At 67.5% G+C, this 25,712-nt stretch carries 20 protein-coding genes and 3 pseudogenes; 13 read left to right on the top strand and 10 right to left on the bottom strand.

Going from position 1 to position 25,712, the window contains the following annotated elements:
* Window positions 1–42 precede the first annotated feature (42 nt).
* The 7 genes and pseudogenes from HYG77_RS33675 to HYG77_RS33645 form a co-directional block, all read right to left on the bottom strand.
* A complete protein-coding gene (locus tag HYG77_RS33675; protein ID WP_208963947.1) occupies window positions 43–699 on the bottom strand; it encodes a carbon monoxide dehydrogenase subunit G in 657 nt (218 codons plus the stop codon).
* A pseudogene (gene cutA / locus HYG77_RS33670) lies at window positions 696–3,198 on the bottom strand (aerobic carbon-monoxide dehydrogenase large subunit). The gene HYG77_RS33675 and the pseudogene cutA overlap by 4 nt, the downstream one beginning before the upstream one ends.
* On the bottom strand, window positions 3,195–3,839 hold the full coding sequence (locus HYG77_RS33665; protein ID WP_208960954.1) for a (2Fe-2S)-binding protein: 645 nt from the start codon (window positions 3,837–3,839) through the stop codon (window positions 3,195–3,197). Before HYG77_RS33665 ends, cutA begins: the two are co-directional and overlap by 4 nt.
* A 2-nt stretch (window positions 3,840–3,841) precedes the next feature.
* Entirely contained in the window at window positions 3,842–4,753 is a 912-nt protein-coding gene (locus HYG77_RS33660) for an FAD binding domain-containing protein (protein WP_208963946.1), read from the bottom strand.
* Window positions 4,754–4,829: 76 nt separating this feature from the next.
* Window positions 4,830–6,257: a solute carrier family 23 protein gene (locus HYG77_RS33655; RefSeq protein WP_208960955.1), complete on the bottom strand. Its 1,428-nt coding sequence runs from the start codon at window positions 6,255–6,257 to the stop codon at window positions 4,830–4,832.
* Between the two features lie 109 nt (window positions 6,258–6,366).
* Window positions 6,367–8,127 carry a PucR family transcriptional regulator gene (locus tag HYG77_RS33650; protein WP_244461475.1) on the bottom strand — a complete coding sequence of 587 codons (1,761 nt, stop codon included), beginning with the start codon at window positions 8,125–8,127 and terminating at the stop codon, window positions 6,367–6,369.
* Between the two features lie 91 nt (window positions 8,128–8,218).
* Window positions 8,219–9,322, bottom strand: coding sequence for an XdhC/CoxI family protein (locus HYG77_RS33645; protein WP_208963945.1), 1,104 nt, complete (start codon window positions 9,320–9,322; stop codon window positions 8,219–8,221).
* Between the two features lie 183 nt (window positions 9,323–9,505).
* Between HYG77_RS33645 and HYG77_RS33640 the strand changes: the two genes are divergently transcribed.
* Window positions 9,506–10,693, top strand: coding sequence for a CoA transferase (locus HYG77_RS33640; RefSeq protein ID WP_208963944.1), 1,188 nt, complete (start codon window positions 9,506–9,508; stop codon window positions 10,691–10,693).
* Between the two features lie 23 nt (window positions 10,694–10,716).
* On the opposite strand, the gene HYG77_RS33635 is transcribed toward HYG77_RS33640, so the two are convergent.
* Window positions 10,717–12,078: an amidase gene (locus HYG77_RS33635; RefSeq protein ID WP_208963943.1), complete on the bottom strand. Its 1,362-nt coding sequence runs from the start codon at window positions 12,076–12,078 to the stop codon at window positions 10,717–10,719.
* A 142-nt stretch (window positions 12,079–12,220) separates the two neighbouring features.
* Here HYG77_RS33635 and HYG77_RS33630 point away from each other — a divergent pair, with 142 nt between their 5' ends.
* Complete coding sequence (locus tag HYG77_RS33630) at window positions 12,221–13,396, top strand: MFS transporter (protein ID WP_208963942.1); 1,176 nt, start codon at window positions 12,221–12,223, stop codon at window positions 13,394–13,396.
* Between the two features lie 975 nt (window positions 13,397–14,371).
* Here HYG77_RS33630 and HYG77_RS33625 read toward each other — a convergent pair.
* On the bottom strand, window positions 14,372–15,316 hold the full coding sequence (locus HYG77_RS33625; RefSeq protein WP_208963941.1) for a phospholipase D family protein: 945 nt from the start codon (window positions 15,314–15,316) through the stop codon (window positions 14,372–14,374).
* A gap of 206 nt (window positions 15,317–15,522) precedes the next feature.
* On the opposite strand from HYG77_RS33625, the gene HYG77_RS33620 reads away from it, so the two are divergent.
* The 10 genes from HYG77_RS33620 (at window position 15,523) to HYG77_RS33575 (ending at window position 24,832) form a co-directional block, all read left to right on the top strand.
* Window positions 15,523–15,750, top strand: a complete 228-nt coding sequence (locus HYG77_RS33620; protein ID WP_208963940.1) for a hypothetical protein — start codon at window positions 15,523–15,525, stop codon at window positions 15,748–15,750.
* A gap of 111 nt (window positions 15,751–15,861) precedes the next feature.
* Complete coding sequence (locus HYG77_RS33615; protein ID WP_109335661.1) at window positions 15,862–16,047, top strand: hypothetical protein; 186 nt, start codon at window positions 15,862–15,864, stop codon at window positions 16,045–16,047.
* 227 nt (window positions 16,048–16,274) lie between these two features.
* The gene (locus tag HYG77_RS33610; protein WP_208963939.1) at window positions 16,275–16,619 is read left to right on the top strand and encodes a hypothetical protein; all 345 of its coding nucleotides are present in this window, start codon (window positions 16,275–16,277) and stop codon (window positions 16,617–16,619) included.
* Window positions 16,616–18,586 (top strand): hypothetical protein, encoded by a 1,971-nt coding sequence (locus HYG77_RS33605; protein WP_208963938.1) that lies wholly within the window; start codon window positions 16,616–16,618, stop codon window positions 18,584–18,586. Before HYG77_RS33610 ends, HYG77_RS33605 begins: the two co-directional genes overlap by 4 nt.
* Complete coding sequence (locus tag HYG77_RS33600) at window positions 18,586–19,383, top strand: hypothetical protein (protein ID WP_208963937.1); 798 nt, start codon at window positions 18,586–18,588, stop codon at window positions 19,381–19,383. The genes HYG77_RS33605 and HYG77_RS33600 overlap by 1 nt, the downstream gene beginning before the upstream one ends.
* A 355-nt stretch (window positions 19,384–19,738) precedes the next feature.
* Window positions 19,739–21,091, top strand: a complete 1,353-nt coding sequence (locus tag HYG77_RS33595) for an MFS transporter (protein WP_208963936.1) — start codon at window positions 19,739–19,741, stop codon at window positions 21,089–21,091.
* An 18-nt stretch (window positions 21,092–21,109) separates the two neighbouring features.
* A complete protein-coding gene (locus HYG77_RS33590) occupies window positions 21,110–21,871 on the top strand; it encodes an IclR family transcriptional regulator (protein ID WP_208963935.1) in 762 nt (253 codons plus the stop codon).
* Window positions 21,872–22,060: 189 nt separating this feature from the next.
* On the top strand, window positions 22,061–23,773 hold the full coding sequence (locus HYG77_RS33585; protein WP_208963934.1) for an FAD-binding protein: 1,713 nt from the start codon (window positions 22,061–22,063) through the stop codon (window positions 23,771–23,773).
* 1 nt (window position 23,774) lies between these two features.
* Window positions 23,775–24,083, top strand: a complete 309-nt coding sequence (locus tag HYG77_RS33580) for a YciI family protein (RefSeq protein ID WP_208963933.1) — start codon at window positions 23,775–23,777, stop codon at window positions 24,081–24,083.
* Window positions 24,080–24,832 carry a glucose 1-dehydrogenase gene (locus tag HYG77_RS33575; protein WP_208963932.1) on the top strand — a complete coding sequence of 251 codons (753 nt, stop codon included), beginning with the start codon at window positions 24,080–24,082 and terminating at the stop codon, window positions 24,830–24,832. The genes HYG77_RS33580 and HYG77_RS33575 overlap by 4 nt, the downstream gene beginning before the upstream one ends.
* A gap of 73 nt (window positions 24,833–24,905) precedes the next feature.
* Here the strand turns inward: HYG77_RS33575 and HYG77_RS40160 are convergent.
* A pseudogene (locus tag HYG77_RS40160) lies at window positions 24,906–25,310 on the bottom strand (hypothetical protein); the annotation flags it as partial.
* 150 nt (window positions 25,311–25,460) lie between these two features.
* On the opposite strand from HYG77_RS40160, the pseudogene HYG77_RS33570 reads away from it, so the two are divergent.
* Window positions 25,461–25,691: pseudogene (locus tag HYG77_RS33570) on the top strand (transposase); the annotation flags it as partial.
* Window positions 25,692–25,712: the final 21 nt, after the last annotated feature.

Raw genomic sequence — 25,712 nt, 5'->3', positions numbered from 1 at the left:
AACCGGACGGTTCGGGGTGCTGTGCGACGAGTTGTGGCGGCGTTACTTCGAGCAGGCGCCCCGCACGAGGATGCCGCCGACGAGAACACCGGCGAGGGCGATGCCCGCACCGAGTGCGGCCGACGCGAGAACGGTTGTCGTGGAGGTGCCCTCGGACACCCGCACCCCTGCGGCGGCTGCCGCGGGAACCGGGACCCCCTCCGCGACGCCGGCGACCGCCGGAACCTCGGCCGCCACCGCGGCGACCTCGGCAGCCGGGATGCCGTTGGCGATCACACCGTCGATGCCTTTGAAGAACACTCCGGCCATCTTCTTCGCGACACCGGTGATCATCCGCTGCCCGACACCGCCGACCATGCCGCCGACGACGGCGTCCGCGTCGTAACTGAGCAGGGTGCCGCCGTCGCGTTCCTCGAGCCGCACCGTCACGTCGGCCTTGACGGTGCCGGGAGCACCGGCACCCGATGCCGTCATCACGAACGACTCGGGCCGATTCTGCTGCGACAGAATCACTTCGCCGTCATAGGTGCCCTTGATGGACGCGACGCCCGCGGTGATGGACAGCTTGTAATGGTTGTCGCTGAGCTGCTCGAGGGATTGCACCCCCGGGATGGTCGCGGCGAGGACCCGTCCGTCCTGCAGGTTGTCGTACACGGCCTCCGGTGGGGCCGTCAGTAGGGCGGTGCCGGCGATTCTCATTCGTTCTCCTTGCTCTGTGACGACGCGTGCGCGAGGCGAAGCTCGAACAACTCGGAAGGGGATATCGGCATGGAGGTGATAGGGATGCCTTCCGCGTCCTCGATCGCTGCCGCGATGACGGCGGACGTCGGAATGACGCCCGCCTCGCCCGCGCCCTTCATCCCGAGGGGATTGAGACCGGACGGGGTGACGGTGTGGTCCATCTCGAGCGAGTCGGGCATCTCGGTGACGAACGGCATCAGGAAATCCATGTACGACGCGTTGAGCATCTGGCCGTGCTCGTCGTAAACGATCCTCTCGTACAGCGCGCCACCGACACCCTGCGCGACGGCACCCATGACCTGGCCCTCGACGATCCGCGGGTTGATGACGTTGCCGCAGTCGTGGATCACGGCGTACCGCCGCACATGGATCTCCGCCGTCACCGGATCGGTTTCGACGATCGCCGCGTGCACACCGGACGCGAACGTCGACGTCGGTGGCGAGTAGTAGCCGGTGGCCTCGAGCCCGGGCTGTTCGCCCTCCCGGACCGGCGGAATCGTCATGTCCGTGTCGGCCTTCGCGAACCCGGTGGCCTGCCGCGACGCGTCGTCGAACGCGTAGCGCAGCGGATTCGACAGCACGGCGACCACACCCAGCGAGATGGACGTGCCCTCGGCGCCGGGCAGCGTGCCGATCTTGCACACGTGCCCACCGCGCAGTTCCAGTTCGGTGGGATCGAGGTTCAGCGCCTCACCGGCGATCGTCCGGGCCTTCTCCGCCACCATCTGCGCGGCCACGTGGAACGCCGAACCGGACATCACGGCGCCGCGGGACGCGAACGTGCCCACCGCGTAACCGAATCGGCGGGTGTCGCCGGTGACGATCTCGACGTCGGTGACCGGCACGCCGAGGTCATCGGCGACGATCTGCGCGAACGCCGTCTGGTGGCCCTGCCCTGGGTGGTCAGACCCGTTGCGGCCTTGACCTTCCCGGACGTCTCGACGAGAACGTGGGCGCCCTCGTACGGTCCGGGTCCGGTGCCCTCCACGTAGGCGCCGATCCCGATGCCCACGGCCCGGCCCTCGGCCTTCGCCTGCTTCTTGTACTCCGGCGAATCCGTCCCAGTCGATGAGCTTTTTCAGTTTGTCGATCCCGGCCTGGTAGTTGCCGGTGTCGTAGATCAGCGGGCGGCCGTCCTGGAACGTGAGGTGGAAGTCGTACGGCATTTCCTCGGGTCGGATGAAGTTGTGTTCGCGGACCTCGATGACGTCCTTGCCTAGGTACTTCGCGATCGCGTCCATCGCGCGTTCCATTGCGAACACGGCTTGCGGTCGGCCGGCGCCGCGGTAGGGCGTCACGATGACGGTGTTCGTGTACAGCGAGTACGCGTCCACCCGGAACGATTTCGGCTTGTACGGCCCGAGCACCTGCGTCGACGTGTTGAGCATGACGATGATGCCGTACGGCAGGTAGGCGCCGTTGTCGTGCCAGAACGTGAAGTCGAAGGCGAGGAGTGTGCCGTCGTCGTCGAATCCGACCGTCACTTCCTGGATCTGGCCGCGCTCGTGCGCGCTGGACACGAAGTGCTCGCGCCGGTCCTCGACCCACTTGACCTCGCTCGAGATGCCCGCCGTCCCGAGTTGCCGCGCCGCCCAGGTGACCATGACCTCTTCCGGCCAGGGGTGGACGATCTTGACACCGAAACCGCCACCGACGTCGGGGGGCGATGCAGTGGACCTTGTTGTGCGCCATTTTCAGTCGCGCGGCGATGGCCGCACGCGCCGACGTCGACGTCTGCGTGGAGGTCCAGAACGTGAGCGCCTGCTCGTCGGTGTCCCAGCGCGCGTAGACGCCCTTGCCTTCCATCGGCATCGACGCCGACCGCTCGATCTCGAGGTTCAGGGTGAGCCGGTGCGGTGCGTTCGCCAGTTCGGCGTCCACGTCGCCGAAGCCGTGCTGCAGGTGCGCCGCCACGTTGTCGGGGACGTCGGGGTGCACGGCGTTGTCTGCCTGCCGCGCCACGTCGATTCCCACGACCGGCGGGAGCATCTCGTACGTGACGTCGATCTTGGCACACGCGTCCTCGGCGATGTACCGGTTGTCGGCAACCACCATCGCGATCGCCTCGCCGACGTGATTCACTTCGTCCTTGGCGAGCGGATACCCGTTGCGCGGGGCGGTGATCGCCGGGTGCGGGATGAGCAGGGGCAGATTCTCGGCCATCTCCGGGGAGTCGTCCGCGAGGTCGTCGTACGTGTAGATCGCGTGCACACCGGGCAGATCCAGCGCCGCGTCGACGTCGATCCCGGTGATGCGGGCGTGCGCGTGCGGCGACCGGACGAACGCGGCGATGAGCGCGTTGTGCCCGAGGTCGTCGAGGTAGCGGCCGTTACCGGAAAGGAGCCGCGCATCCTCCGTGCGGGGAATCGGCTTACCGAACAGCTTCTCGGATTCGACGGTCTCCGAACCGCTTTCCTTCGTGCGCGCCGGATCCGTGCGGGGTGTCGTGACGCTCATGCTCGCCCTGCCCTTCCGCCGACGGGGTTGGTGGTGCCGCGGACCTTCGGATCGAGTGAGGCGCGTGCCGTCTCGTCGTCCTTGCCGAGCGGGAATTCGCCCGAACGCTCGCGCTTGATCTCCGCGGCGCGTAGCACGGCCGCCCGGATGTTCTGGTACCCGGTGCACCGGCAGAGGTTGCCGGCGATCGCGTCGGTGGCCTCCTCGCGGGTGGGCGAATCGTTCTCCTCGAGGAACGCGGCGATGGTGGTGACGAAACCGGGTGTGCAGAATCCGCACTGCAGGCCGTGACAGTCGATGAACGCCTGCTGCACCGGATGCAGGGTGCCGTCGGGTTCGACGAGACCCTCGACGGTGGTGACCTTCCGGCCCTCGAGGCTCGCCGCGAGCACCAGGCACGACCGCACGGGTTTGCCGTCGAGCAGCACGGTGCACGCGCCGCAGACCCCGTGCTCGCAGCCGACGTGTGTTCCGGTCTGGCGCAGATGGTGCCGGATCGCGTCGGACGCCAGGGTCCGGGACGGCAGCACCACCGTGTGCGTCACCGCGTTGAGCGTGAACGTCACCGCGACGTGCTGTTCGCCCGTCTCCTCCTGCAGTTCGGCGAGTTGCTCGTCGATGCTGCGTGTTGCCTTTGCCATTTTCACCTTCCTCCCGCCGACGCGTGCACGGCGGCAGCGTCGAGTACTGCATCCTGCGCGGCCGCGAACCCGACCCGGGCGGTCAGGGCAGCGACCAGCTGCGACCGGTACCGCGCCGTGGCGTGGATGTCGGGTTCGGTGTCGATCCGCTCCCTCGCGAACTCGGACAAATTCCGCCACAACGGGTCCCGGTCGTCCGTCGCGGACGCACCCTGGAGGACATCCGTGTAGTCGACGACCTCACCGAGCTCGCCGGCCGACACGTACGTCATCCGGGCCTCCGCCACCGCGCCGCCCTCGACGCGGACCTGCGCCACGACCCCGACGAGGGCGTAGTCGCCGTGCCTGCGGGCGATCTCGTCGATCGCCGTCCCGACCCCGGACTCGGCAGCCGGGACCGTGACACTGGTCGCGATCTCGTCCGCCTCGAGCGTGCTTTCGAGCGGCCCGGCGAACAGGTCGGTCGACCGGATCTCCCGGACCCCGCGCACCGAACGCACGGTGACCGAGCCGCCGAGCAGCGCAAGAACGGCCGGCATCTCCGCGGACGGGTCTGCGTGCACGATCGATCCGACCGTCGTGCCCCGGTTGCGGATGGTCGGGTGCGCGACGAGACGCAGTCCGCGGCCGAGCAGCGGCTGCACCTGTGCGGCGCCGCGGTCGGCTTCGAGCACAGAATGGGTGGTCAGAGCGTCGAACGTGACACCGAGCTCGCGGGACGACGACACCGCGTCGAGCCGGGGGATCGAGCCGATGTCGACAAGGTGAGCCGGTGCGGCGAGTCGCATCGACAGCAGCGGGATCAGCGACTGCCCGCCCGCGAGCACCTTTCCCTCGTGAGCCACGTCCGCGAGAATCCGACAGGCCTCGTCGATCGACCGAGGTCGGTGATAAGTCAGTGGCGACGGTTTCATTCCTCAGATCCTGCCCGTATCGTGCGCTCGACGTTTCGTGAACTAGTGACAAAACTCACGTGCTGTCGCTGGCAGATCACGTGAGTTGGCCTACCCGGCCAGGCACGGTTCCGTCGTCCGCGGTCGGCTTCGGGGTGCGGTCGCCGGCCCCCGCGTCGCCGGCGTCCTTCGGGGCGATGGCGCGGCACAGGTGGTACATGCCGATCACCACGATCGTGCCGAGCGCGATGCCGCTGAGGGAGAAACTGTCCGTGAACGTCAGCTCGGTGTCACCGATCGCGATGATCAGGCCGGCGGCGATGGGCATCAGGTTGAGCGGGTTGCCGAAGTCGACGCCGTTCTCCTTCCAGATCTTCGCACCGAGCAGGCCGATGATCCCGTAGAGCACCACCGTGATTCCGCCGAGCACCCCGCCGGGGGTCGCGGAGATGACGGCACCGAACTTGGGGGAGAAGCCCAGCAGCATCGCGATGACGCCTGCCGCGGCGTACGCGGCGGTCGAATACACCTTCGTCGCGGCCATGACGCCGATGTTCTCGGCGTACGTCGTCGTGGGCGATCCGCCGACGCTGGTCGCGATCGTGGTGGCCAGGCCGTCGCCGATCAGGGCGCGTCCCATCATCGGGTCGAGGTCGGTCTTGGTGATCTCGGCGACCGCCTTGACGTGTCCGGCGTTCTCGGCGATCAGGGCGATCACACCGGGCAGCACGAGGACGATGAACGTGAGACTGAACGACGGCGCGTGGATACCCACGATGCCGTTGGCCTCGTCGGAGAACGGCGGCAGCCCGATCCACGACGCCGAGGAGACACCGTCCCAGTTGACGCGGAAGTGCTCGGTAACCCCGCCGGCGACCGGGTCGTACGACGTGATCATGCCGGTCGTCAGGTCGAGCACCCACGACAGCACGTATCCGAAGAGTAGCGTCAGGAAGATCGCGACCCGCCCGAGGAACCCTCGGAGCGCGACGCTCGCCACCACCAGCACCACCATCACCGTCAACGCGACCCACTGGTCCTGCGGCCAGTACGTTCCGGCCACGACCGGGGCCAGGTTGAACCCGATCAGCATGACGACGGCGCCGGTGACCACGGGCGGCAGGATCTTGAACACCACCCCGCCGCCGAGGAAGTGGATCAGCACGCCGATCCCGGCGAGCACGAGACCCGACACCAGGATCGCCCCGGTCACCTGCGCGGAGGTGCCGCCCTGGGCGCGGATGGCGGCGATGCCGCCGACGAACGCGGCCGACGTCCCCAGGTAGCTGGGAATCCGGCCCTTGACGACCAGCAGGAAGAAGAGGGTGCAGAAACCCGACAACATCACGGCCAGTTGAGGATTGAGACCCATGATGATCGGGAAGACGAACGTGGCCCCGAACATCGAGACCACGTGCTGCCCGCCGAGCCCGATCGTGCGACCCCAGCTGAGCCGTTCGCTCGGGGCGACGACCTCCCCAGGCGCGATGGTCTTGCCATCTCCGTGCAGTGTCCAGATAGGCATAGGGGGACCTTTCAGACAGGTGACGGTGCAGGGGTGCCGGGCGGCCAGCTTCGATGATGTGCCGCATGTCACAGTTGCACCTCGATAGGAGGGAAACGTTATTACAGCGTCAGCCACCCGGCGTGAGAAGAATCTGCCAGTGCGTGCCCGGCGAAATTGGCAACTTTAGGAAATTGATGCCGCGCATCGCCATGATCTTGAGGGCGAGCGACAGGTCGAGGCGCAATTCGGGGTGATCGGTGAACGACCCGAGCATCTTCTCCAGCTTCACCACCCGGTACCGCAGGGTGTTGTAGTGAAAGTGGAGTTGACGTGCGGTTTCGGCGATGTTGATGTTGGTGGCGAGCAGCACCTCGAGGGTGCGGCGCATGTCCTGCGCCTCGGGTGTGTCGGCGGTCAGTTCGCGGAGGGTCTCGGAGGCGAACGACTCGAGCTCCCGGTCGTCCTCGACGAGGCTCAGCAGCCGGTAGACGCCGAGGTCGTCGAAATGCGTCACGGCCCAGGCTCCGGTGATCTGCCGTCCCACCTTCAGTGCGGTCCGGGCCTGGCCGTAGAGGGCCGGGATGCCGTCCACCGAGTCCGTCGGCCGGGACACCCCCACCCCGAAGGGCATGCGCCCACCGCCGCCGTCGCCGCGCACGTACGCGACCAGTTCGTGGACCAGGTTCAGCGTGTCGGTGCCGACACCCATCAGGATCACCGTCTCCGTCGCCAGTGCGGTGACGGCGGCGCCCGTGTCCCGGCCCGCGACGGCACTCGTGAATGCCCGCGCCTGCCGCTCGACGAGCGGCATCCGGGTGGGGATCGACGGCTCGTCCTCATCGACCGGATCGGGTTCGATCACCACGACGACCACGGGACGGTCCAGGTCCCAGCCGAACGTCTTGGCATGCGCGGCGACGTGCTCGTGTTCGCCGCCGCGGCCGAGCAGCAGGTCCCGCACGAAGTTCGCGCGGTGCTTCTCCTCCACCGAGGACACGACCAGTTCGCGGGCGACGACCAGGGCGCACACCGCCGCCGCCTGCTCGACGAGATTCAGGTCTTCGCTGCGCAGCGGGTGCCCGGTGCTGAAGTGCACCAGCCGCCCGTGGTCGATGCCGTTGGCCGAAATCGCTGAGACGGCGAGGAACTCGTCGCCCAGCCGGTGCAGGCCGAGCCCGCCCTCGGTCGAATCGGTGCGGACCCGGCCGGTGGAGTCGAGCGCGGCACTCGACGCCAGCCGGTTCAGCTCGGACTCGTCGCCGGCACGGCACAACTGACGTCCGTCGGGTGTCGTGATCAAGACGGCCCCGCCCAGTTCACCGTGGACGGCGACGGCGAGTTCGGCGAATCCACCGCCTGCCATTACGACGTCGACGAGCACTCTCCGCAACCGGTCGGCCTCGAACACGGCGTCGACCTGCCGGGCCGACGACTCCGCGAGCGCACCCGCCAGCGGGTGTGCCTGCGAGTACAGGTCCGCGACCACGACGACGGGAAGCCCGAGTTCGTCAGCCGCATGGGACATCTCGGCCGGCAGCGTCGCAGTGGGGTCGTCGAGCCGGACGGCCAGTCCGGAGACGCCCCGCCTGTCGAGCCGGGCGAGAAACGCGTCGATCGGCTCGACCAGCCGGCCGAGAACCGCGGACGTGGTGAGCAGCAACTGTCCGGTCCGGAGCCACGGTCCGATGTCCGGCACCGCCATCACGGCGACGTTCGACACCTCACGCGAGGTGCCGGTCGCGCCGGCGACCAGGGTCGGGGAGACGAGGAGATCCGACATCAGCACGTCGGCGAACGGTTGCGGCGCAACGCCCGGACCAGGCCCGTCGCCGGTGTCGGCGGCTGCGCGGAACCCGGGAGCGGAACTACCGACGTCCCTCGTCGTCACTGCAACACCCTGCCCACCTGATCCGACACTCGCCCCGGATGGCGCGAAAGTGTGACCTTAAGTCGCGACCCGAATACCCGTCAAACGACGGTCACCTGGTGCACTCGAGCGGACGGCCGGTCCCGGCCGGCGCATCACGGTGAATCGGACCGCTCAGCTGCTGGAGCTCCCGCCCCGACGTGCCCCGGGTCGTCTTCATCATCTCGGCGAGGATCGACACCGCGGTCTCCTCCGGGGTGCGGGCACCCAGGTCGAGGCCGATCGGTGAATGCAGCCGCGCGAGCTCCGCCGCGGTGGTTCCCTGTTCCCGCAGCAGCGTGACCCGGCGTTCGTGCGTGGCCCGGCTGCCCATCGCGCCGATGTACGCGGCGTCCGACCGCAGGGCCAGCTCCAGCAGTGGGATGTCGAATTTCTCGTCGTGGGTGAGCACCGCGAGGACCGTCCGGTGGTCGACCGGCGCGGTCTCGAGGAACCGGTGCGGCCACATCACGACGACGTCGTCGGCGTCCGGGAACCGGGCGCGCGTCGCGAACACGGCGCGGGCGTCGATCACCGTGACGTGGTAGCCGGCGAATGCGCCCAGCGTGCACATGGCCGCGGCGAAGTCGATGGCCCCGAAGATGTACATCCGCGGTGGGGGCGCGAAGATCTCGACCATGCACGCCGTCTCGGACTGCAGCTGATACACCACCGACTCACCGGCGTCGAGACGGCGGCGGACATTCTCGACATCGGTCTCGGGCAGGTCGAGGTCGCCCGCGACCCCGTCCCCGGTGATCACGCAGCGCCGGGTCCGTGATCCGTCGCCGGTCTCCGTCACCACGGCGATCGACTCACCGCTGCGGATCCTGTGCGCCACGTTCGCGAAGTCCGGGAAGTCGTTGCGCCCGATGCGCTGAACGAACACCTCGATGGTGCCGCCGCACGTGAGTCCGACACCGATCGCGTCGTCGTCCGCCACGCAGAACACTTCCGTCCGGCTGCGCCCGTCGGCCAGCACATCCCCCGCCGTCTCGTACAGCGCGCTCTCGACACACCCACCGGACACACTTCCGAGCACCTCACCGGATTCCGACACGGCCATCGCCGCGCCCGGCGCCCGCGGAGACGATTTCCAGGTGCGCACCACCGTGGCGAGGGCGAAATTCTCGCCGCGGTCGAACCACGATTCCAGGCCCGTCAGGATGTCGCGCATCGTCTCGTACTCCTCGGGTGCTTCGTCGGGAACCTCACGCTAACCGGCGGCGACCGGCCGACGCGGCACACAATGCGCCGAAATCCCCAGCAGCCGCTTGTGCATTCTCGCCATCGCTATCGATCGGCGTCTCCGCAATTCTCGGACGGTCCCCCTTCCTTCACAGAGAACCGAGGATCCACCATGAATCAGTTGCTCAGCGGGATCCGGGTCCTCGACCTCACGCGGGCCCTCGCCGGTCCGCTGTGCACGGCACTGCTGTCGGATTTCGGCGCCGACATCATCAAGGTCGAGACCCGTTCCGGTGGCGACAGTTCCCGGCAGTGGCCGCCGTTCGACGGCAGCGACAGCCTGTACTTCGCCTCCGTCAACCGCGGCAAACGCTCCGTCGCGCTCGACATGCGCAGCGAGCAGGGCCGGAAACTGCTGCGCCGCATGGCCGTCGACGTGGACGTCATCGTGGAGAATTTCCGTCCCGGCGTCCTCGCCGACATGGGACTCGACCAGGAGTCGCTCGCCGAGGACAACCCCGGGGTGATCGTCATGAGTGTCAGCGGTTTCGGCCCGACCGGACCCGAGCAGTTCTCACCCGGACTCGATCAGGTGGCGCAGGGCATGTCGGGTCTGATGTCGGTGACCGGGGCCGGCGACCACACGCCGATGCGCGTCGGCGTCCCGATCATCGACACGGTGTCCGGCATCTATGCGGCGCTGGGCATCGCGGCGGCGCTCGTGTCCCGGGGCAATGACGGCGCCGGTCATCACGTGCAGACGTCACTGCTCGAATCGGCCCTGTCCATCATGTCGTTCCAGGCGCAGAACTACCTGAGCACCGGACGCGTCGCGGAGCCGAACGGAAACACGCACCCGACCATCACGCCGTACGGCACGTTCGACACGGCCGATTTCCCCATCATCATCGCGACCGGCTCGGACCGGCACTGGGTGTCGCTGTGCCAGGTTCTCGGAAACCCCGACCTCGCCGACCGGCCCGAATACCGCACCGGCCAGTCACGACTCGCGCACCGCGATCGGCTCACCAAGGAACTTCTCGAACTGCTGTCGGTGCGGCCGGCCACCGAATGGGTCACATCGATTCGCGCGGCGGGCATCCCGTGCGGTCCCGTCCACACGATCGATCAGGCCTTCGCCGACCCGCAGGTACAGGAGCTGAAGATGGTGCAGCCGGTGGCCACACCGGACGGCGGGGAAATGCCGCTGGTCCGGGGTCCGTTCTGGGTGGACGACGAGACCCTGCCGATCCGGACTGCGCCGCCGATGGTGCTGGGGCAGGACACGGCCGAGGTACTCGGTGAATTCGGGCTGAGTGACGAAGACATCGAGGGCCTCCGGCGAGACCGGGTGATCTGACGCGCGCGTCGGCCGTGGTCGCCTCACAACCGGGCGGCCACGGCCAACGCCACGTGCTCGCACCACGGCCGCGCGACGACCTGCACGCCGATCGGCAAACCGGACCGGGTGCTTCCCACCGGAACGACGACGGACGGCAGCCCCGTCACGCTGATCGCGCGGCAACTCGCCAGGGCCTGAGACCACGTGAGCGGCTGTCCACCGACGTCGAACACTTCGTCGCCGAGCGGCGGCGCCGGGATCGAGGCGACGGGAAGGACGAGGACGTCGCCCATCTCGCCGAGCAATCGGTGCACGAGTTCCGCTCGCTGCGCCCACAGTCGCTCGACCAGGCGCCGGTCCACGTCCCGCGCGTCGGCGAGCATCGTGGCGATGTTCGTTCCGAAGTCGGTACCGAGTTCGGTAATGTCGGTGTGGGTTTCGACCGCACGCAAACTGCCGAACAGATCGTTGCCCTCCGACAGCGCCCCGCCCTCGTACGGGCGGGCACCGAGCCTGCCGGCGGCGCCGGCGACGGCCGCGACAATCTCCGTGTCCACCGGGACGGTCCCGTCACCGGGCGCCCAGGTGATGTCGAGACGTGAGAGGTCCACCGACTCCGGATCCGTCCACGGGAACCGGGGGGACGAGAGCACCCGCAGCACCAGGGCCGCGTCGTCCAGCGTCCGCGCCATCGGGCCGATCGTCTGCAACGTGCCGTGCATGGTCGCAGGATTGGTCAACAGGTGATCACCCGACGGGACGCCGGGATACTGTCCGTCGGCGTCCACCCGGCCGATCGTCGGGCGCACCGAGCGCAGCCCCGTGCAGTGGGCGGGCCAGCGCACCGAGCCGCCGAAGTCGGTGCCGAGACCGACCACGCTCATCCCGGACGCGATCGCCGCCGCTTCGCCGCCGCTCGACCCACCGGGTGAGCGGGGAACACCGTCGGGTCGGAGGGGATTCACCGTATACCCGAAGAGATCGTTGTGCGTCAGGCCGCTCGCCCCGAACTCCGGGGTGTTCGTCTTCCCGACGAGAATCGCGCCGGCCGCCCTCATCGCGGCCACCGCGGGCGCGTCGACAGAAGGCACGTTGTGCTCGAGCGCGCGCGATCCCGCCGTCGTCCGGACACCCGCGGTCGCGATCAGATCCTTCACGGTGAACGGGACCCCGGCCAGCGGACCGACGACCTCCCCTCGGCCGATTCGGATATCGAGGTCGTCGGCGGCCCGGATCGCCTGCTCCTCGGTGACGGTGACGACGGCGTTCAGTTCCGGATTCCGGGCCTTGATGTGCGCCAGATGGACCTCGAGCACCTGACTCGCGGACACCTCCCGGTTCGTCACCGCGCGGGCGATCGTCTGCGCGTCCGAGCCGACCCAGCTGCCGTCGTTACCCCACACATGTCCTCCTCGGCTCGTGCTCAGGGGTCGACGCTAGACATCCCCGAACCCGCCGCACACGGCCAGTGTGCACAGGAATCCGTGGCCCGAGCTGTGAAGAGTTGATACTTCGCCGCGCTACGGGCTCTGGGAGGATCAGGTGATGCTCTCGCCCTGGGTCCGCCTCGCCGCCGCGCTGTTCGCGGTCAGCTGGGGTGCCAACCAGTTCGCCCCGATGCAGCTCGTCTACCGCGAACATCTCGGTCTCGGAAACGGCGCCTTCACCGCGATGCTCGCGTCGTACGTCGTCGGGCTCGTACCAGCCCTCCTGTACTTCGGTCGCGTGTCCGACCGGTTCGGCCGGCGCGCGGTGATCCGCCCGATGATCCCCGTGGGCATCGTCTCCTCGCTCGTGCTCATCGCCGGCGCCGCCGTCCCCGACCTGCTCTATCTGGGCCGGGTTCTGGCCGGACTCGCTTCCGGCATGGCGTTCGGCGCCGGCACCGCCTGGATGAAGGAACTCAGCTCCACCGCGCCCGCCGGGGCGGGTGCACGCCGCGCCGCCGTGTCGTTGTCCGCGGGATTCGGCTGCGGGGCCCTCTTCGCCGGCGTGATCGCGCAGTGGCTCCCCGCACCCGAACTGCTCCCGTACCTAGTGCACATCGCGTTGATGGTCGGCGCCCTCGCGCTGGTGTGGGCGGTGCCCGACGTGCGGGTCCGGGCGACCGACCTCACCGCCAAACCCCTGTCGGTGCTGGCGACACCCCAGTTCCGGTGGGGCATCGCCCCCTGGGCGCCGTGGGTGTTCGGTGTAGCGACCGTGTCGTTCGCGACCCTTCCACCGCTCGTCTCCGAGTCGCTGCGCTCCACGTCGGTGGCGTTCACCGGGCTCGTCGCGGCGCTGACTCTGATCACCGGGGCGGTGATCCAGCCGTGGGCCAAACGGTGGTCGCAGCAGGACGACGCCGCCGCCGGGATCCGGGTCGGTATCGCCCTCGGAGTGCTGGGCTTCGCCGCCGCGACCGTCGTCGCATACACCGGCGGTGCGCTGTCCGTCGCCGCGATCGTCGTCGCGGCGTTCCTCCTCGGATCTTGCTACGGCATCCTGCTCGGTTCCGGTCTCGCGTCTGTCGAAAAGCTGGCACCGGCAGACGAACTCGCGCAGACCGTCGCGGTGTTCTACTGCCTGATCTACATCGGCTTCGCCGTCCCGTTCGTCATCTCACTCCTCGCCCCGCACCTCGGCTACGCAACCTGCTTCGTGGGGGCGGCACTGCTGATGCTGCTGTGCGTGGCAGTGGGCCGGAAAGTGAAGGACCGGCAACTCACCCACACGTGAGCGAGTTACCGTTTGGTCGCGCCGCACGCGGGCACCAGCGGCTCACTGTGCGGCCGTGGCGCACCGACCCGCGACCGCACCGGGAGCGGCGGCCACGGCCAGTGCTGGCCGAGGCGGCCCCGCGCACGCAGAAGTCGAGGCCACGCACGAGACCGAAGATCAGGCGCTCGATCAGCGACAGGCGGCGCCGTGTCAACTATTGCGGTCGTCAACAAGACTGCCCACATCCACCTTTGGAACCGCGCTGCTGGTGGTAACCGGGTTTGGCAATTCCACATCTGGACGACGAAAACCTGCGCTGCCGTATCCAATCCGCCATCGCCGCAAGCGAACACCCACAACCCGCACGATGCAGCAACGTACATCCGTCGAGCTGTAGCGCGGTCTCCTCGGAGGTGTCTAATGACCTTACGCTCGCCACACGCCGCCCACGATCCCGAAGTGGGTGGTGACGGCGTTCAGTTGCTGAGCGGTTGGTGATTGAATGTCGTGCCGCCCTCGTGGGGGGAGGACAAATTTTCATCACAGTGACGTGGGTGCCCAAGCGGCCCCGGGTTCCCAAACTTCTCCGCCTGAACCGGATGGCGTGCCGCAGAGTGGCATCGTCATCAAGCGAGCGCGGACGCTCCGCACCGTGACGGCAAGGCGAGGATAGCTAACCACGCTACGCTAGCAAGCAACGCATTGGTTACGTGGTGGGCGTCGCACGGCGCCCGTCCTGTGGCTCACCGGTATTGATTGACCACCCCCGGCAGTCACGTCTCGTGGGGAGTGGGTAGGGGTGGAATCGGTCGACGGCAACGACAGAGACTGTGTTCGCCGTTGAGGGAGAAAGCAGCAGTTACACGCCGGGCATTGTCGAGTACGAGAGAGTTCGCGGACGAAAACGTTGTCGAGTTCCGTGCAGACCTCGGGGCGTTCGAGGGGCGGGGCGGCTCGGTAATGGTGCGCAGCTCATTTCGTGGCCGTGTCCGCTCAGAGGTCCCATAGTCCGAGTAGCGCGGTCCGGAGGCTGGGGGAGCGGACGTAGTGATCGGTCCGCAGCCGTGACCCCGGGTGCCCGAGGTCGGTGAGCGCCTTCTCGGCGTCAGTGAGAGGCACGGGTGGCAGGTCGGTGCGGGTGCGCAGGAAGAACAACACCGCACCGCCCGACCGCGCGATCCGCATCGGATCGGAGATCACCACGGCCGGCGGGTGGATCCACTCGTCACCGGCGGAGACGAAGACGATCACGTCACCGCGCCGAAGGGTGCCGCGTGTGTCGAGGCGGAGCGACTCGAGCTGGTACTTCACCGCCGGCCCGCCCGCCGTCGAATGCCGGCCCCGCTGGGTGTCGAGGACCTGTTGTTCGGTGTCGGTGGGTTCGTAATCGACGGCGTGTTTGACGAACATCCGGCGCACCGGGGTGGGCAGGAAATCTGTGTCGGTGCGAACGCGGCCGGTGACCCCGGGCAGGGGGACGGCGCGGCCGATCTCCCACTCGAGGATCGCGTCGTCGAGGAACACCTGATCGACCTCGGTGATCTCGTCGAGGCCGTCGATGAACGTGCGGACACCGGCGACGATCTCGGGATCATCGGTAATGACCACAGCGTCATCGGCGAGGGTGGAATTCTCGGAAGCGTTGGCCGACCCGATCACCGCCCGGGTATCGGTGGCGATCACCTTCGCGTGCAGGGTCGGCGACGACAGCACCCGCACCCCCCGATCGACGTAATAGGTGAGGGCGACGGGGGAGGTGGCGTGCGCCCGGATAGCGGCCTTGGACGCATTGACGACCAACAGGTCCCCCGCGCGCAGCGGGAGCAGCTCGGGTGCGTCCTGCCCGAGGTAGCCGATCGCGGCGTATCGGGCGCCCCGGGTGCGGATGGCGCGGGTGATATGCGGCCACGGGCTCGGCCCGTGAAAGGTGGTCCCCATACCGACAGACGGTAACCGCCCGTCTTGCCGGGTGTGACGCTCTCCCTACACCGGTCAACGGTGGCGCGCCTGACGGGCCGACTACGGTCACCCGAAGTGTAGAAATCCGGCCTAATTTCAGTTGAGGGAAAATGTGTCGGCACCGGCCACAACTCGGTCCAGCGCTCTTACGCTGTGAGCACCACGACATCAGTGAGAGAAGGATCATGAGTTACGAAGCGATCTACGATGGGGTCCGCTATCCGCTCGCCGACGCGGCCGCCGCGCACGGCCTCGAGGACGCTGTCAGGGGCATCTTCGAGAACAACGGCAACGGCGGATTCGTCGGTTTTGTCAGCCAAAACTCGACGGAACGTTTGCTGATTACACCGGCGACTCCGATTGCGATTCGCGGCAGCGACGAGCCGAACCCGAGCATCGTCTACCGCTGGTAACCCCATTCAGAGCCGATACCCCCACGCACCGCGACGGTACCCCCGTCCTCACCGATCGAAGTGTCACAACACTTTCCGTAACGGTCCACCGGTCAGCAGAAGGAGGATAGGGTGCCCAGCCTCATCTTCAACGGCGTCACCTACGGCATCAGCCCCACCAGATTCGAGGCCACCCGCGAACTGCTCTCCCGCTTCGCCGAGGGACACACCATTGGAGTGACCATGTCCCTCACCCACGGCGGCGCTCGACACCACCTCTACATCACACCTGGGGTACCCATCACGCTGGTGGAGTGACGAGTCCCGGATCCGGCGGAATCACTGCCGTGGGTTTCGCGAGGAAGGCGCGGTGGTCATGGAAACCGTGCGTGACGATTGCGCTTCGGAACTTTTGCACACGCCCCGCACCGAACTCTGCGGGCATATATGCAAGCAGATTTCAGCGCGTAGATGCGTGCAAGAAGGCCCGTAGTGGGTAGGATGATCCCCGCTGGAGGTACACGGGCGAAGACGAGGGGGTCGGTATGGCGAAGGTGGGAAATGCCGGAGGCGGTGCCCGCCGCCCGGCCGGGGGCGGGCGCGGCGGCGCCGCTCGGTCGGGAAAACGCGGTGCCGGCGCGGAAGGCGTCGCCGCGTCGGGAACGCCGAGTCCGGAGTTGACGGCGAAGCTGGAACCGCGGAAGGGACCGACGAAAGTTCCGCTCAACACCCGGGTACTGGCCTCGACGGAGGCCCGGTTGAACTGGCTGGTGAACCACCGCCAATCCACGGTGACCAATGTCGTGGACGTTGCCCTGCAGGAATTCTTCGACCGCTACCGTGTCCCACCGGCCGATCTCGACGGCCGGATCGCCGAGCCGGAGTCATGAGCTCGCCGTGGGAGCAAATTCCCCTCTTCACACTGCCCGGCACCACTCCGGCGACGTCCCCCGAATCCGCCGAAAAAGACGGTCTGCCCAACGCAGCCGAACACGTGGACTGGGAGCCAGCGGCCGCTACACACCCTGACTCACACGAGCAGGGGGACGCGGACTCGCACGAGGAGGGGAACGCTGACTCGCATGAGCAGGGGGACGTCGCCGAAAATCCCACGACCGCCGAAACTCCTACGATCGCTGAAACTCCCACGAGCATGGAGTCTTCCGAGCTGGTCAGCGCCGAGGCCGACGGCGACGTGGCCGACGGCGTCGCGGCCGATCCACCGGTGTGGGAAGCGCTGCCGGCGGGTGAGGCCGCGGACGGGCATGCGTTGATCGTGACCGCCGCCGGGACGTACACCCCGTCCGGGCGGGAGTTGACCGGTCCGGTCGATTCACTCGAGAAGCTGGACAAGCTGATTCGCTGGGCCTCGCTGACCCCGTTGGGTGCACCCGCACAGATCTGGGTCGTCGGGTTGGTGGCGTGTGAGCTACTCGGGTGGGTCATCGATCCGGGCAGTGAGGACGACGTCGACGACATGGAAGCGTTGCGGACCCGCGCCGCCACCGACCTGACCGCAGTGCTGCATGCCACCCTGCCACCGTTGCTCGATGCCGGGTGGGAGCTGCGCGGCGAACCGGGTCATGTGGTGCATTTGTCCCGCACGATCGGGAACTTCACGTCGATGGTCGATGTGGTGATCGAACCGTATGTGTGGACGTACTGGAACAAGGACTTCGGCTGGCACAACCGGGTCGGCGATATGGGTGTCCTCGGATCACCGGCCGCCGGCACCTATCTCCCGGACGACGACCTCCCGGCCGCGCGGGAGTTGGGCCGCCGGCTGGCATGGTGCGCACAGCATCTGGGGGTGCTTCCCGGGCCGACCCCGGCCCGCACCGGCGCGGCGATCATCGACAAGATCGCACGGGAACGCACCCGCAGCGGTAAGGGCATCGTGGTGACGACCGCGGGTCCGGTGCCGCCGCTCGATGGGGCGCCGCGCGGGGACCTCGAGCCCGCGGTCGGCTGGACCCGGGTCCCGGAGGCGGCTGATCTCGAGGAGGTGTGCCGGTTGGTGTCGATCGACCAACGCGCCGCCTATTTGGCCTCGGCCGGGATGCTCGAGCTCGGTTACGGGCAACCGAAGCATCTGACCGGCGGGGCGGCCGCGGCCGCGGCGGTGGGGGAGAAGGGCACCCCGTTCGGGTTGTGGCGGATCACCCTGCCCGCCGGCCAAACGCTGTCGCTGCCCGAGAAACTGCCTCTGCCGCATCCGCACATGCTCGCCGATCAGCCGGTGCAAACCTGGGTCACCACCGTCACCCTCGATGCCCTGCGGGAACCAGTCACCGATGGCGGGATCGGCGCCGATCTCGACGACCTCGACATCACCGAGGCGTGGGTGTATCCGCAGCAGGGGCGGGTGCTGGACAAATGGGCGAAGATCCTGCGCGAGGCCCGCAAAACCGCGGTGGACACCCGGGATGCGGCGATGAAGGGATTTCTCGGTTCCTGCTACAAGGGGTACATCGGGCGGATGGTCAACCCGGACATGTGGACCGCGACCCGGATGCAGCACCACCACCAGCCGTTGTGGCGGGCGTCGATCATCGCGCACTGCCGGTGGCGGGGCCGCCGCGTCGCGATGCGCATCGCCCGCGAACACCAGCGGTGGCCGGTCCGCACCGTCACCGACTCCTGGGTATACCTCCTCCCCAACGGTCAAGACATCGCCGACCCGAGCGGCGCCCTGGGAAAGATGACGGTGGAAAAGGACGTGACCCTCACCGACACCCTCCTTAATGCGGTGGCGTCGGCCGGAGACGTGCACGAGGTGAACCTCGCGATCAAGGCCGCCTTCACCGACCACGACGACGCCGCCGACGACGAAGACGAAGGGGCGGGTGAGGTCTGATGGCTTTGCATCTGCCGAAGCCGCGGACCAAGAAACCGGCACAGCAGGCGGTCGGGCTCGACGGCCTCAAAGTCTCGGTGGCCAACGCCGCGACCAGCGGGGTGGAGAAGTCAAAACAGGTCACAACCGGGGGACTGGCCGGGCTGACCAGCAAGGTCTCGATAAAACAATTGCGGAAGGAGCTCGGCAACGAGGGTTTGCGTCAGGCGGCGATCGATGCCGGCCGCACCCCGCCATCGGATCGCACGTTGCGCCGGTGGGCGCAACAAGGCCGCATCCCGCACCCGGATGTGCTCGAGCGGGCGCAACGGCGGGCGGCGATCGAGCGATTGGGTGGTATCGATGCGGTGGCCGCGAAAATTGGGCGGTCTCGTTCCGCGGTGTCCCGGTACCGGTCGGGGGAGACGAACGAGTTGCGCGCGGACGCCAGCAAGAAACTCAAAACTGTGCGGGCCGAGGACATCATGAAACGTGCGGGGGTGTTGCGCCCCGATGGGACACCGAAGACCGCGGTGATCCGGGTTCGGGGTGGTGTGATGGTCCGCAACGGTGCCGACGAGGGCTACGACTACCGGGTCCGGACCCTGGATTTCGCGAACTCGGATACCCCGTTCAGCCCTGAGGAGTCCCGTGAACTCGCCGCCGCCCTCGCCAATGATGATCATGCCCGGGTTGTGGCATTGCTCGAGCGGCATGCCACCCTCGATTACCCGGAGAACAAGGGCTTCGACAGATACAGCGACCAATTCGGATTTCACTTCGATCACATCGACTCCGTCCACATCGATTGGATCTGATCTGGGGACGTGCCGTTTGCGCAGGTCATAGCGCGGGGAAGAGACACGGGGGAGTGCGCGCTCGGAGGGTCGGTTAACGAAATATATGTGATGGCGTCCGGCGTCTATCCGAATTCCCCCGGCGCACGTTCTCCCTGGTCACCCCCCGTCGTAGCCGGTGCCTGTGCCTGACGAACGGGCGCTCGTTCGGTCTGACGCGACGAGCGTCCCGTTCGCCCGAGGGGGCACGTGCGCGTCCGACGGGGCAGGCGCCGCCTTTCCAATGGATGGATGTGACGTTGCGCACGGGTATGCGCGGTTGGCACGTTGTGTCACACCACACCACACCACGCCAGGCCCGATCGCAGGAGAGTCGATGAACGTATCCGCCGTCACGCACGACAGCCCGACCACTGCGAAACCCGCCGAGGCGGCGAAGACGCCGAAGAAGGCGGCGCTCGCGTCGTTCCTCGGCAGCGCGCTCGAGTACTACGACTTCTTCATCTACGGATCCGCTGCCGCCCTCGTCTTCGGACACATGTTCTTCCCGGTCGGCAACGACGCGATCGGCACCGTGGCCGCGCTCGCGACGTTCGGTGTGGGCTACGTGGCCCGGCCCGTCGGCGGAATCGTGCTGGGCCACTTCGGAGACAAGTTGGGTCGCAAGAAAATTCTGCTGCTGACCCTGCTCATCATGGGTATGTCTAGTCTGGCGATCGGATTCCTGCCCACGTACGACCAGATCGGCATCGCCGCCCCGATCCTCCTCGTGTTGTGCCGCCTCGCGCAGGGATTTTCTGCAGGTGGCGAGGCCGCCGGCGCCAGCACCCTCACGCTCGAGCACTCACCGGAGGGGCGGCGCGCATTCTTCACCAGCTTCACCATGACGGGATATGCCGCCGGGATGGTCCTCGCGACCCTCGTCTTCATCCCCGTGGCCGCGCTGCCGAAAGACCAACTCGACAGCTGGGGTTGGCGAATCCCGTTCTGGTGCAGCGCGGTGATGCTCGTGGTCGCCTACTTCGTGCGCACCAAGCTCGACGAGACTCCGGTGTTCGAGGAGTCGCGTGAGCAGGCGGAAGTGCAGAAGCTGCCCGTCGTCACCGTCGTGACCACCCAGTGGCGGGACGTGCTGCGGATCGCGCTGTGCTCGCTGTTCGCGGTCGGCCAGACGGTGTTCACGGTCTTCGGGCTCGCCTACGCCACCGGACCCGACGTCGGGATCGACCGCACCACGATGCTGTGGGTGTCGTCCGTGTCGATCGCGGGCTCCATCGTCGCGATCCCGCTGCTCGCCAAGCTGTCGGACCGCGTCGGACGCCGCCCCGTTTGGATCACCGGTGCCCTCGGGTGCGCCGTGACAATTTTCGGGTACTTCTGGGCGATCTCGGTCGGCTCCATTCCGCTGATCTTCGTCGCCGCGCTGCTCACGATGACGCTGTTCTACTCGATGGTGAACGGCCTGTGGCCGAGCTTCTTCACCGAGATGTTCGCGGCGCCCGTGCGCTATTCCGGTTTCGCGGTCGGTACGCAGATCGGCTTCCTCGTCGCCGGATTCGCCCCGGCGATCGGCTGGTCCCTGCTCGGTGCCGGGGTGAACGCGTGGGTCCCCGTCGCGGTGTTCACTGCCCTCTGCATGCTGGTCTCGTCCGTCGCCGCCTTCACCGCACGTGAGACGTACCGGGTGCCGCTGGCCGAACTCGGGCGTCCGTCGACCTCGCAGGAGTAGCCGGAGGACAATAGGGCGATGTCGCGGACACCGACGGGAGAATCGGTCACTGCCCGCGTCGTGAGGGTCTTGTCCTCTTTCGACGCGGACGCATCGTCGCTGTCGGTGTCCGACATCGCGCGTCGGTCCGACCTCCCCGTAGCGACGGCGCACCGCATCGTCGGGGAACTCGTGAAGTACCGACTCCTCGAACGCAACGACACCCGCATTAGCATCGGCGTGCGGATGTGGGAACTGGGGTCCCGCGGCTCGCACACCCTGAGTCTGCGCGAGGCCGCGATGCCGTTTATGGAAGACGTGAACGCCGCGATCAAACAACACACCCAGCTGGGCGTCCTCGACGGCAACGAGGTGCTGTTCGTCGAACGGCTCTCCACGCGCGGGTCCGTCGTCAACGTCACCAAGGTCGCCGGACGTCTGCCGGTGCACGCCTGCTCGTCCGGTCTGGTCCTGATGGCGAACGCCTCCCGCGACGTGCAGGACGAAATGCTGTCGCAGCCGCTCGAACGCTACACCGACGCCACGGTCACCGACCCCGACCAGATGCGTCGTCTCCTCGCCGAGGTGCGGCACCAGCACTTCGCGGTAGCCGCCGGTCTCATCACACCCGGAGCGACGGGAGTCGCGGTGCCCGTGCGGCACACCGACGGCGGGAGGGTGATCGCGGCCCTGTCCGTCGTCATACCGCACGATCAAGCGAACCCGCAGTCGGTGGTCGCGGCGCTGACGACGGCGTCGCGCGGCATCACCCGTGCGATGTCGCGCGGATCGCGGCACTGAAGAACCTTTCCATCCATTGGAGGCATGCTGTGACTCGGATCTCGGTTCGGTCAGAGTAGGTGCCACGAACACGACGTCACCGGTCACGAAGTCTGAGTCGAAAAGCGACTGCACACCAGAGCATTCGCACATTCTGATCGCGTGTCGACTCTCCAGGGAAGGTCCACGAATGAGCTCGAAAACGGTCAAATGCGACCTGTTGGTCATCGGATCCGGGGCCGCCGGCATGCGGCAGCACTCAAGGCGGCGAGTGAGGGCCACAGCGTCATCATCGCCGAGAAGTCGAAGTGGCTCGGCGGCACCACCGCCATTTCCGGCGGCTGGGCGTGGGTGCCGGGCAACAAGCAGGGCGTCGCGCAGGGCGACACCCGTGAGGAGATTGAAACCTACATCCGCGCCCTCGCCAAGGACTGCTACAAGGCCGAGATGGTCGACACTTTCCTCGACGAGGTCCCGGAGGCGATCGACTGGCTCGAGCGCGATACCGACGTCGAATTCGTCTATCCGGAAATGGCTCCGGACTACCAGATGGACGCGCCGGGCGCGAAGCCGTCAGGTCGTGCGATCTCGGGCAAGGTGGTCGACGCGCGCACCCTCGGCGAGAACCGGCTGCGGTTGCGCCCCTACCTCGACACCTACACCGTGTTCGGGTACATGCCGGAGGTCGGGCCCGACATCGCGCAGTTCCTCCACGCCAACCAGTCGTGGAAATCGTTTGCGTACGTGTCGAAGAAGCTCCTCAAGACGTGGATGGAGACGGTGCTCTGTCGCCGGTCGTTCGACCGGACCAACGGCAACTCGCTGATGGTGCGGATGGTCTCGTCCGCCGCGAAGCTCGGCATTCGCATGTGGACGGAGACTCCCGTCACGAAGATTCTGCAGTCGGAGAACGGCGTCGTTACCGGGGCGGTGCTCGGGGGCGTGCACGCGGGAACGGTGGAGGCGCGGCTCGGCGTCGTCATCGCGGCCGGAGGGTACTCCTCCGACGCGGCCCTGCGCGCGAAGTACTGGGGTCATGATCCGCACGGCGACAACCACTTCACTCCCACGGTCGGGCACGACGGTGACAACGTGCGTCTGGCCGCGCCGCTCGGCGGGCACGTCGACACGGACGTCCACGAGCCCGCCGCGTGGGCGCCGGTGACGGTGTTCACCGGTCTGCGCGGGCAGCAGCGGATCTTCCCGCACCTGCGGGCGTTCGGGCTTCCGGGGCTGATCGCCGTGAACCGCAAGGGTGAGCGGTTCGCCAACGAGTCGAGCTCGTACCACGACTTCGGCATGGCGATGATCGAGGAGAATGCTGGCGAGGACGAGACGTTCGGCTTCATCATCGCAGATTCGAAGGCCATGAAGAAGTACGGCATCGGGTACGCGAAGCCGTGGCCGATTCCGCAGGGCTATTTCAGGAAGACCGGGTTCCTCCACAAGGCCGACACGGTCGAGGAACTCGCGCGCACGATCGGGGTCGACGCCGCGGGGCTGAAGAAGACCCTGGCCGAGTTCAACGCGGGAGCGGCCAAGGGCGAGGATCCGAAGTTCAACCGCGGGTCCAACTGGTTCCACCATTTCAAGGGCGACATGGAGCACCAGCCCAACCCGAACCTCGAGCCGCTCGACAAGGGGCCGTACTACGCCGCGAAGATCGAGATGGGTGACCTCGGCGCCTACTCCGGCCTGGCCGTCGACCGGCACAGCCAGGTGCTCGACGACGATAACCAGCCGATCCCCGGTCTCTTCGCGGCCGGTTCCGCGGCCGTCAGCATCTTCGGGGGCGGTTATCCGGGCTACGGCGCCAACATCGGGCCCGCCCTCGTCTTCGGGTACACCATCGGCCGGGACGCCGAGATCCTCGCCTCGCTGCGCGGCGAACCCGCCACACCGACCGTGCTGGAAGAGGTCTGAGATGCCGTTCTTCCTCGTCCGCTACACCTATCCCGACGACACTGCCGGCCGGGACCAGCACCGGGCCGAACACAAGGACTACCTGGTTGCCGCCGCCGATCGCGGACTGATCCTCGGGTCCGGACCGTTCGCGGCGGGCGAAGATCCCGGTGCGGCCATGATCTACGAGGCCGCGGACAGGCAGGACGTCGTCGACGTCGTCGAGGGCGACCCGTTCCGCCTGCACGGGCACGTCGCGTCGTACGACATCACCGAGTGGATTCCGATGATCGGCCCGTGGGCAGTCGCCGCAGTGGGAGGTAGGTCATGACGGGTCGAGTGGCAGGGAAGGTCGCCGTCGTCACGGGTGCGAACGGCGATCTGGGCGGTGCGACCGCGCGGATGCTCGCACGAGAGGGCGCGAAGGTTGCTGCGCTCGACCTCAAAGTTCCCGATGCGCCATGGGATTCGACCGCGATCACGTCGTTCGCCGTCGACGTCACCGACGAGGCCAGCGTCGCCGAGGCCGTCGCAGCGGTGGTAAATACCGTGGGTGTTCCCGACGTCCTGGTCAATTGCGCGGGCATCATCGGCCGGCCCGCACCGTCCCACGAGGCGTCGGTCGCCGAGTTCGACCAGATCTTCGACGTCAACGTCAAGGGCGTGTGGTTGATGACCAAACACGTGGTGCCGCACATGACCGCCCGGAGGAAGGGCAGCATCGTGAACTTCTCGTCGATCCACGGGTTGACCGGAGGCTCCAACGTCCCGCTGTACCACGCGTCGAAAGGTGCTGTGCGACTGCTGAGCAAGTCGGACGCCGTCACCTACGGGCCCGACGGAATCCGCGTCAACTCGATCCACCCCGGGTCGATGCGCACGGAGATGAGCCGGCGATCGGCCGAGGGTAGCGCGCTTGGCGCCGAGGAGTACTACCGCCAACTCGTGTCGGGTAACCCCCTCCCGCGGCAGGGTGAACCCGACGAGATCGCGTACGGGGTGCTCTACCTCGCCTCGGACGAGTCCGGCTTCACCACCGGCACCGAACTCGTCGTCGACGGCGGCTACACGGCACACTGAGTTTTCTGCTCGCCCAACGTCGCACTGGCTCAGCTGGACTGCACCGGTGTGCCATTGGGCGAAGCCGTCGGCCGAAGTGCCGCGCCAGCCGCTGATTACGGTGCCGGAAGCACGCACCCAGCACACGTGGGAGGCCCGGCGTCAGCGGCACCAGCGGGAGCCTTGGCTCGAACGTGATCCGGTCGTGGACGCCGGTGCTCCCGTCGTCGAAAGGGGTGACGGTGCGTTCGTGCTCCCCCCCGCGCATCCTGAGCATCGTCGACTTCTCGTGAAACCGCTGGATCAGTCCGAGATCGGCGATGGTCAGGTCGTCGTCGAACGGGACGACCCCGAACAGCCGCAGCCACGCGGCCGAGCGGCTGCCCGACCGGACGGAGTCGATGGTGTTCGACTCCGCGCCCCGCAGAATGCTCATCGTCATCCACGGACGCATCTCGTCGTTGATCCCGCGAGGCGAAACGCACCGACATCCAAGCACTCGAAGCCGACGCCTGCGACCGCGGCTGGTCCGACGAAGCTGCTCGCCACCACCGCGTCGCAGACGCCCTGACCGATCACCTCTACCGGCTCAACCGCTGACTCCAGATCGCCAATCCGCGATTGACGCAGACGGGAAGGCCGGTTAAAGGAACGGCTCAACAAGGAGATCCGGCGCAGAACCGACGTGGTCGGGATCTTCCCCGATCGCACCGCCCTCATTCGGCTCGTCGGCGCGGTACTCGCCGAGCAGCATGACGAGTGGATCGAAGGCCGCCGCTACCTCGGGCTCGATGTGCTGGCCCGCTCCCGCGGTACCCACCCCGACGGAACCGCCACCGAAACTACGCAGGAGGTGACCCAAGCGGCGCTGACCGCATAACCACCCGACGAAGACTCACGC

The sequence above is a fragment of the Rhodococcus sp. ZPP genome (assembly GCF_017656075.1).
Taxonomy (GTDB): Bacteria; Actinomycetota; Actinomycetes; order Mycobacteriales; family Mycobacteriaceae; genus Rhodococcus_F; species Rhodococcus_F oxybenzonivorans.
Note: the sequence above shows the minus strand (reverse complement) of the source record. Positions and strands in the feature narration are given on the sequence as shown.

Coding starts and splice junctions, on each gene's coding strand:
- HYG77_RS33675 (WP_208963947.1), bottom strand. CDS start 699: ATGAGAATCGCCGGCACCGCCCTACTGACGGCCCCACCGGAGGCCGTG.
- HYG77_RS33665 (WP_208960954.1), bottom strand. CDS start 3,839: ATGGCAAAGGCAACACGCAGCATCGACGAGCAACTCGCCGAACTGCAG.
- HYG77_RS33660 (WP_208963946.1), bottom strand. CDS start 4,753: ATGAAACCGTCGCCACTGACTTATCACCGACCTCGGTCGATCGACGAG.
- HYG77_RS33655 (WP_208960955.1), bottom strand. CDS start 6,257: ATGCCTATCTGGACACTGCACGGAGATGGCAAGACCATCGCGCCTGGG.
- HYG77_RS33645 (WP_208963945.1), bottom strand. CDS start 9,322: ATGCGCGACATCCTGACGGGCCTGGAATCGTGGTTCGACCGCGGCGAG.
- HYG77_RS33640 (WP_208963944.1), top strand. CDS start 9,506: ATGAATCAGTTGCTCAGCGGGATCCGGGTCCTCGACCTCACGCGGGCC.
- HYG77_RS33630 (WP_208963942.1), top strand. CDS start 12,221: ATGCTCTCGCCCTGGGTCCGCCTCGCCGCCGCGCTGTTCGCGGTCAGC.
- HYG77_RS33625 (WP_208963941.1), bottom strand. CDS start 15,316: ATGGGGACCACCTTTCACGGGCCGAGCCCGTGGCCGCATATCACCCGC.
- HYG77_RS33620 (WP_208963940.1), top strand. CDS start 15,523: ATGAGTTACGAAGCGATCTACGATGGGGTCCGCTATCCGCTCGCCGAC.
- HYG77_RS33610 (WP_208963939.1), top strand. CDS start 16,275: ATGGCGAAGGTGGGAAATGCCGGAGGCGGTGCCCGCCGCCCGGCCGGG.
- HYG77_RS33605 (WP_208963938.1), top strand. CDS start 16,616: ATGAGCTCGCCGTGGGAGCAAATTCCCCTCTTCACACTGCCCGGCACC.
- HYG77_RS33600 (WP_208963937.1), top strand. CDS start 18,586: ATGGCTTTGCATCTGCCGAAGCCGCGGACCAAGAAACCGGCACAGCAG.
- HYG77_RS33595 (WP_208963936.1), top strand. CDS start 19,739: ATGAACGTATCCGCCGTCACGCACGACAGCCCGACCACTGCGAAACCC.
- HYG77_RS33590 (WP_208963935.1), top strand. CDS start 21,110: ATGTCGCGGACACCGACGGGAGAATCGGTCACTGCCCGCGTCGTGAGG.
- HYG77_RS33585 (WP_208963934.1), top strand. CDS start 22,061: ATGCGACCTGTTGGTCATCGGATCCGGGGCCGCCGGCATGCGGCAGCA.
- HYG77_RS33580 (WP_208963933.1), top strand. CDS start 23,775: ATGCCGTTCTTCCTCGTCCGCTACACCTATCCCGACGACACTGCCGGC.
- HYG77_RS33575 (WP_208963932.1), top strand. CDS start 24,080: ATGACGGGTCGAGTGGCAGGGAAGGTCGCCGTCGTCACGGGTGCGAAC.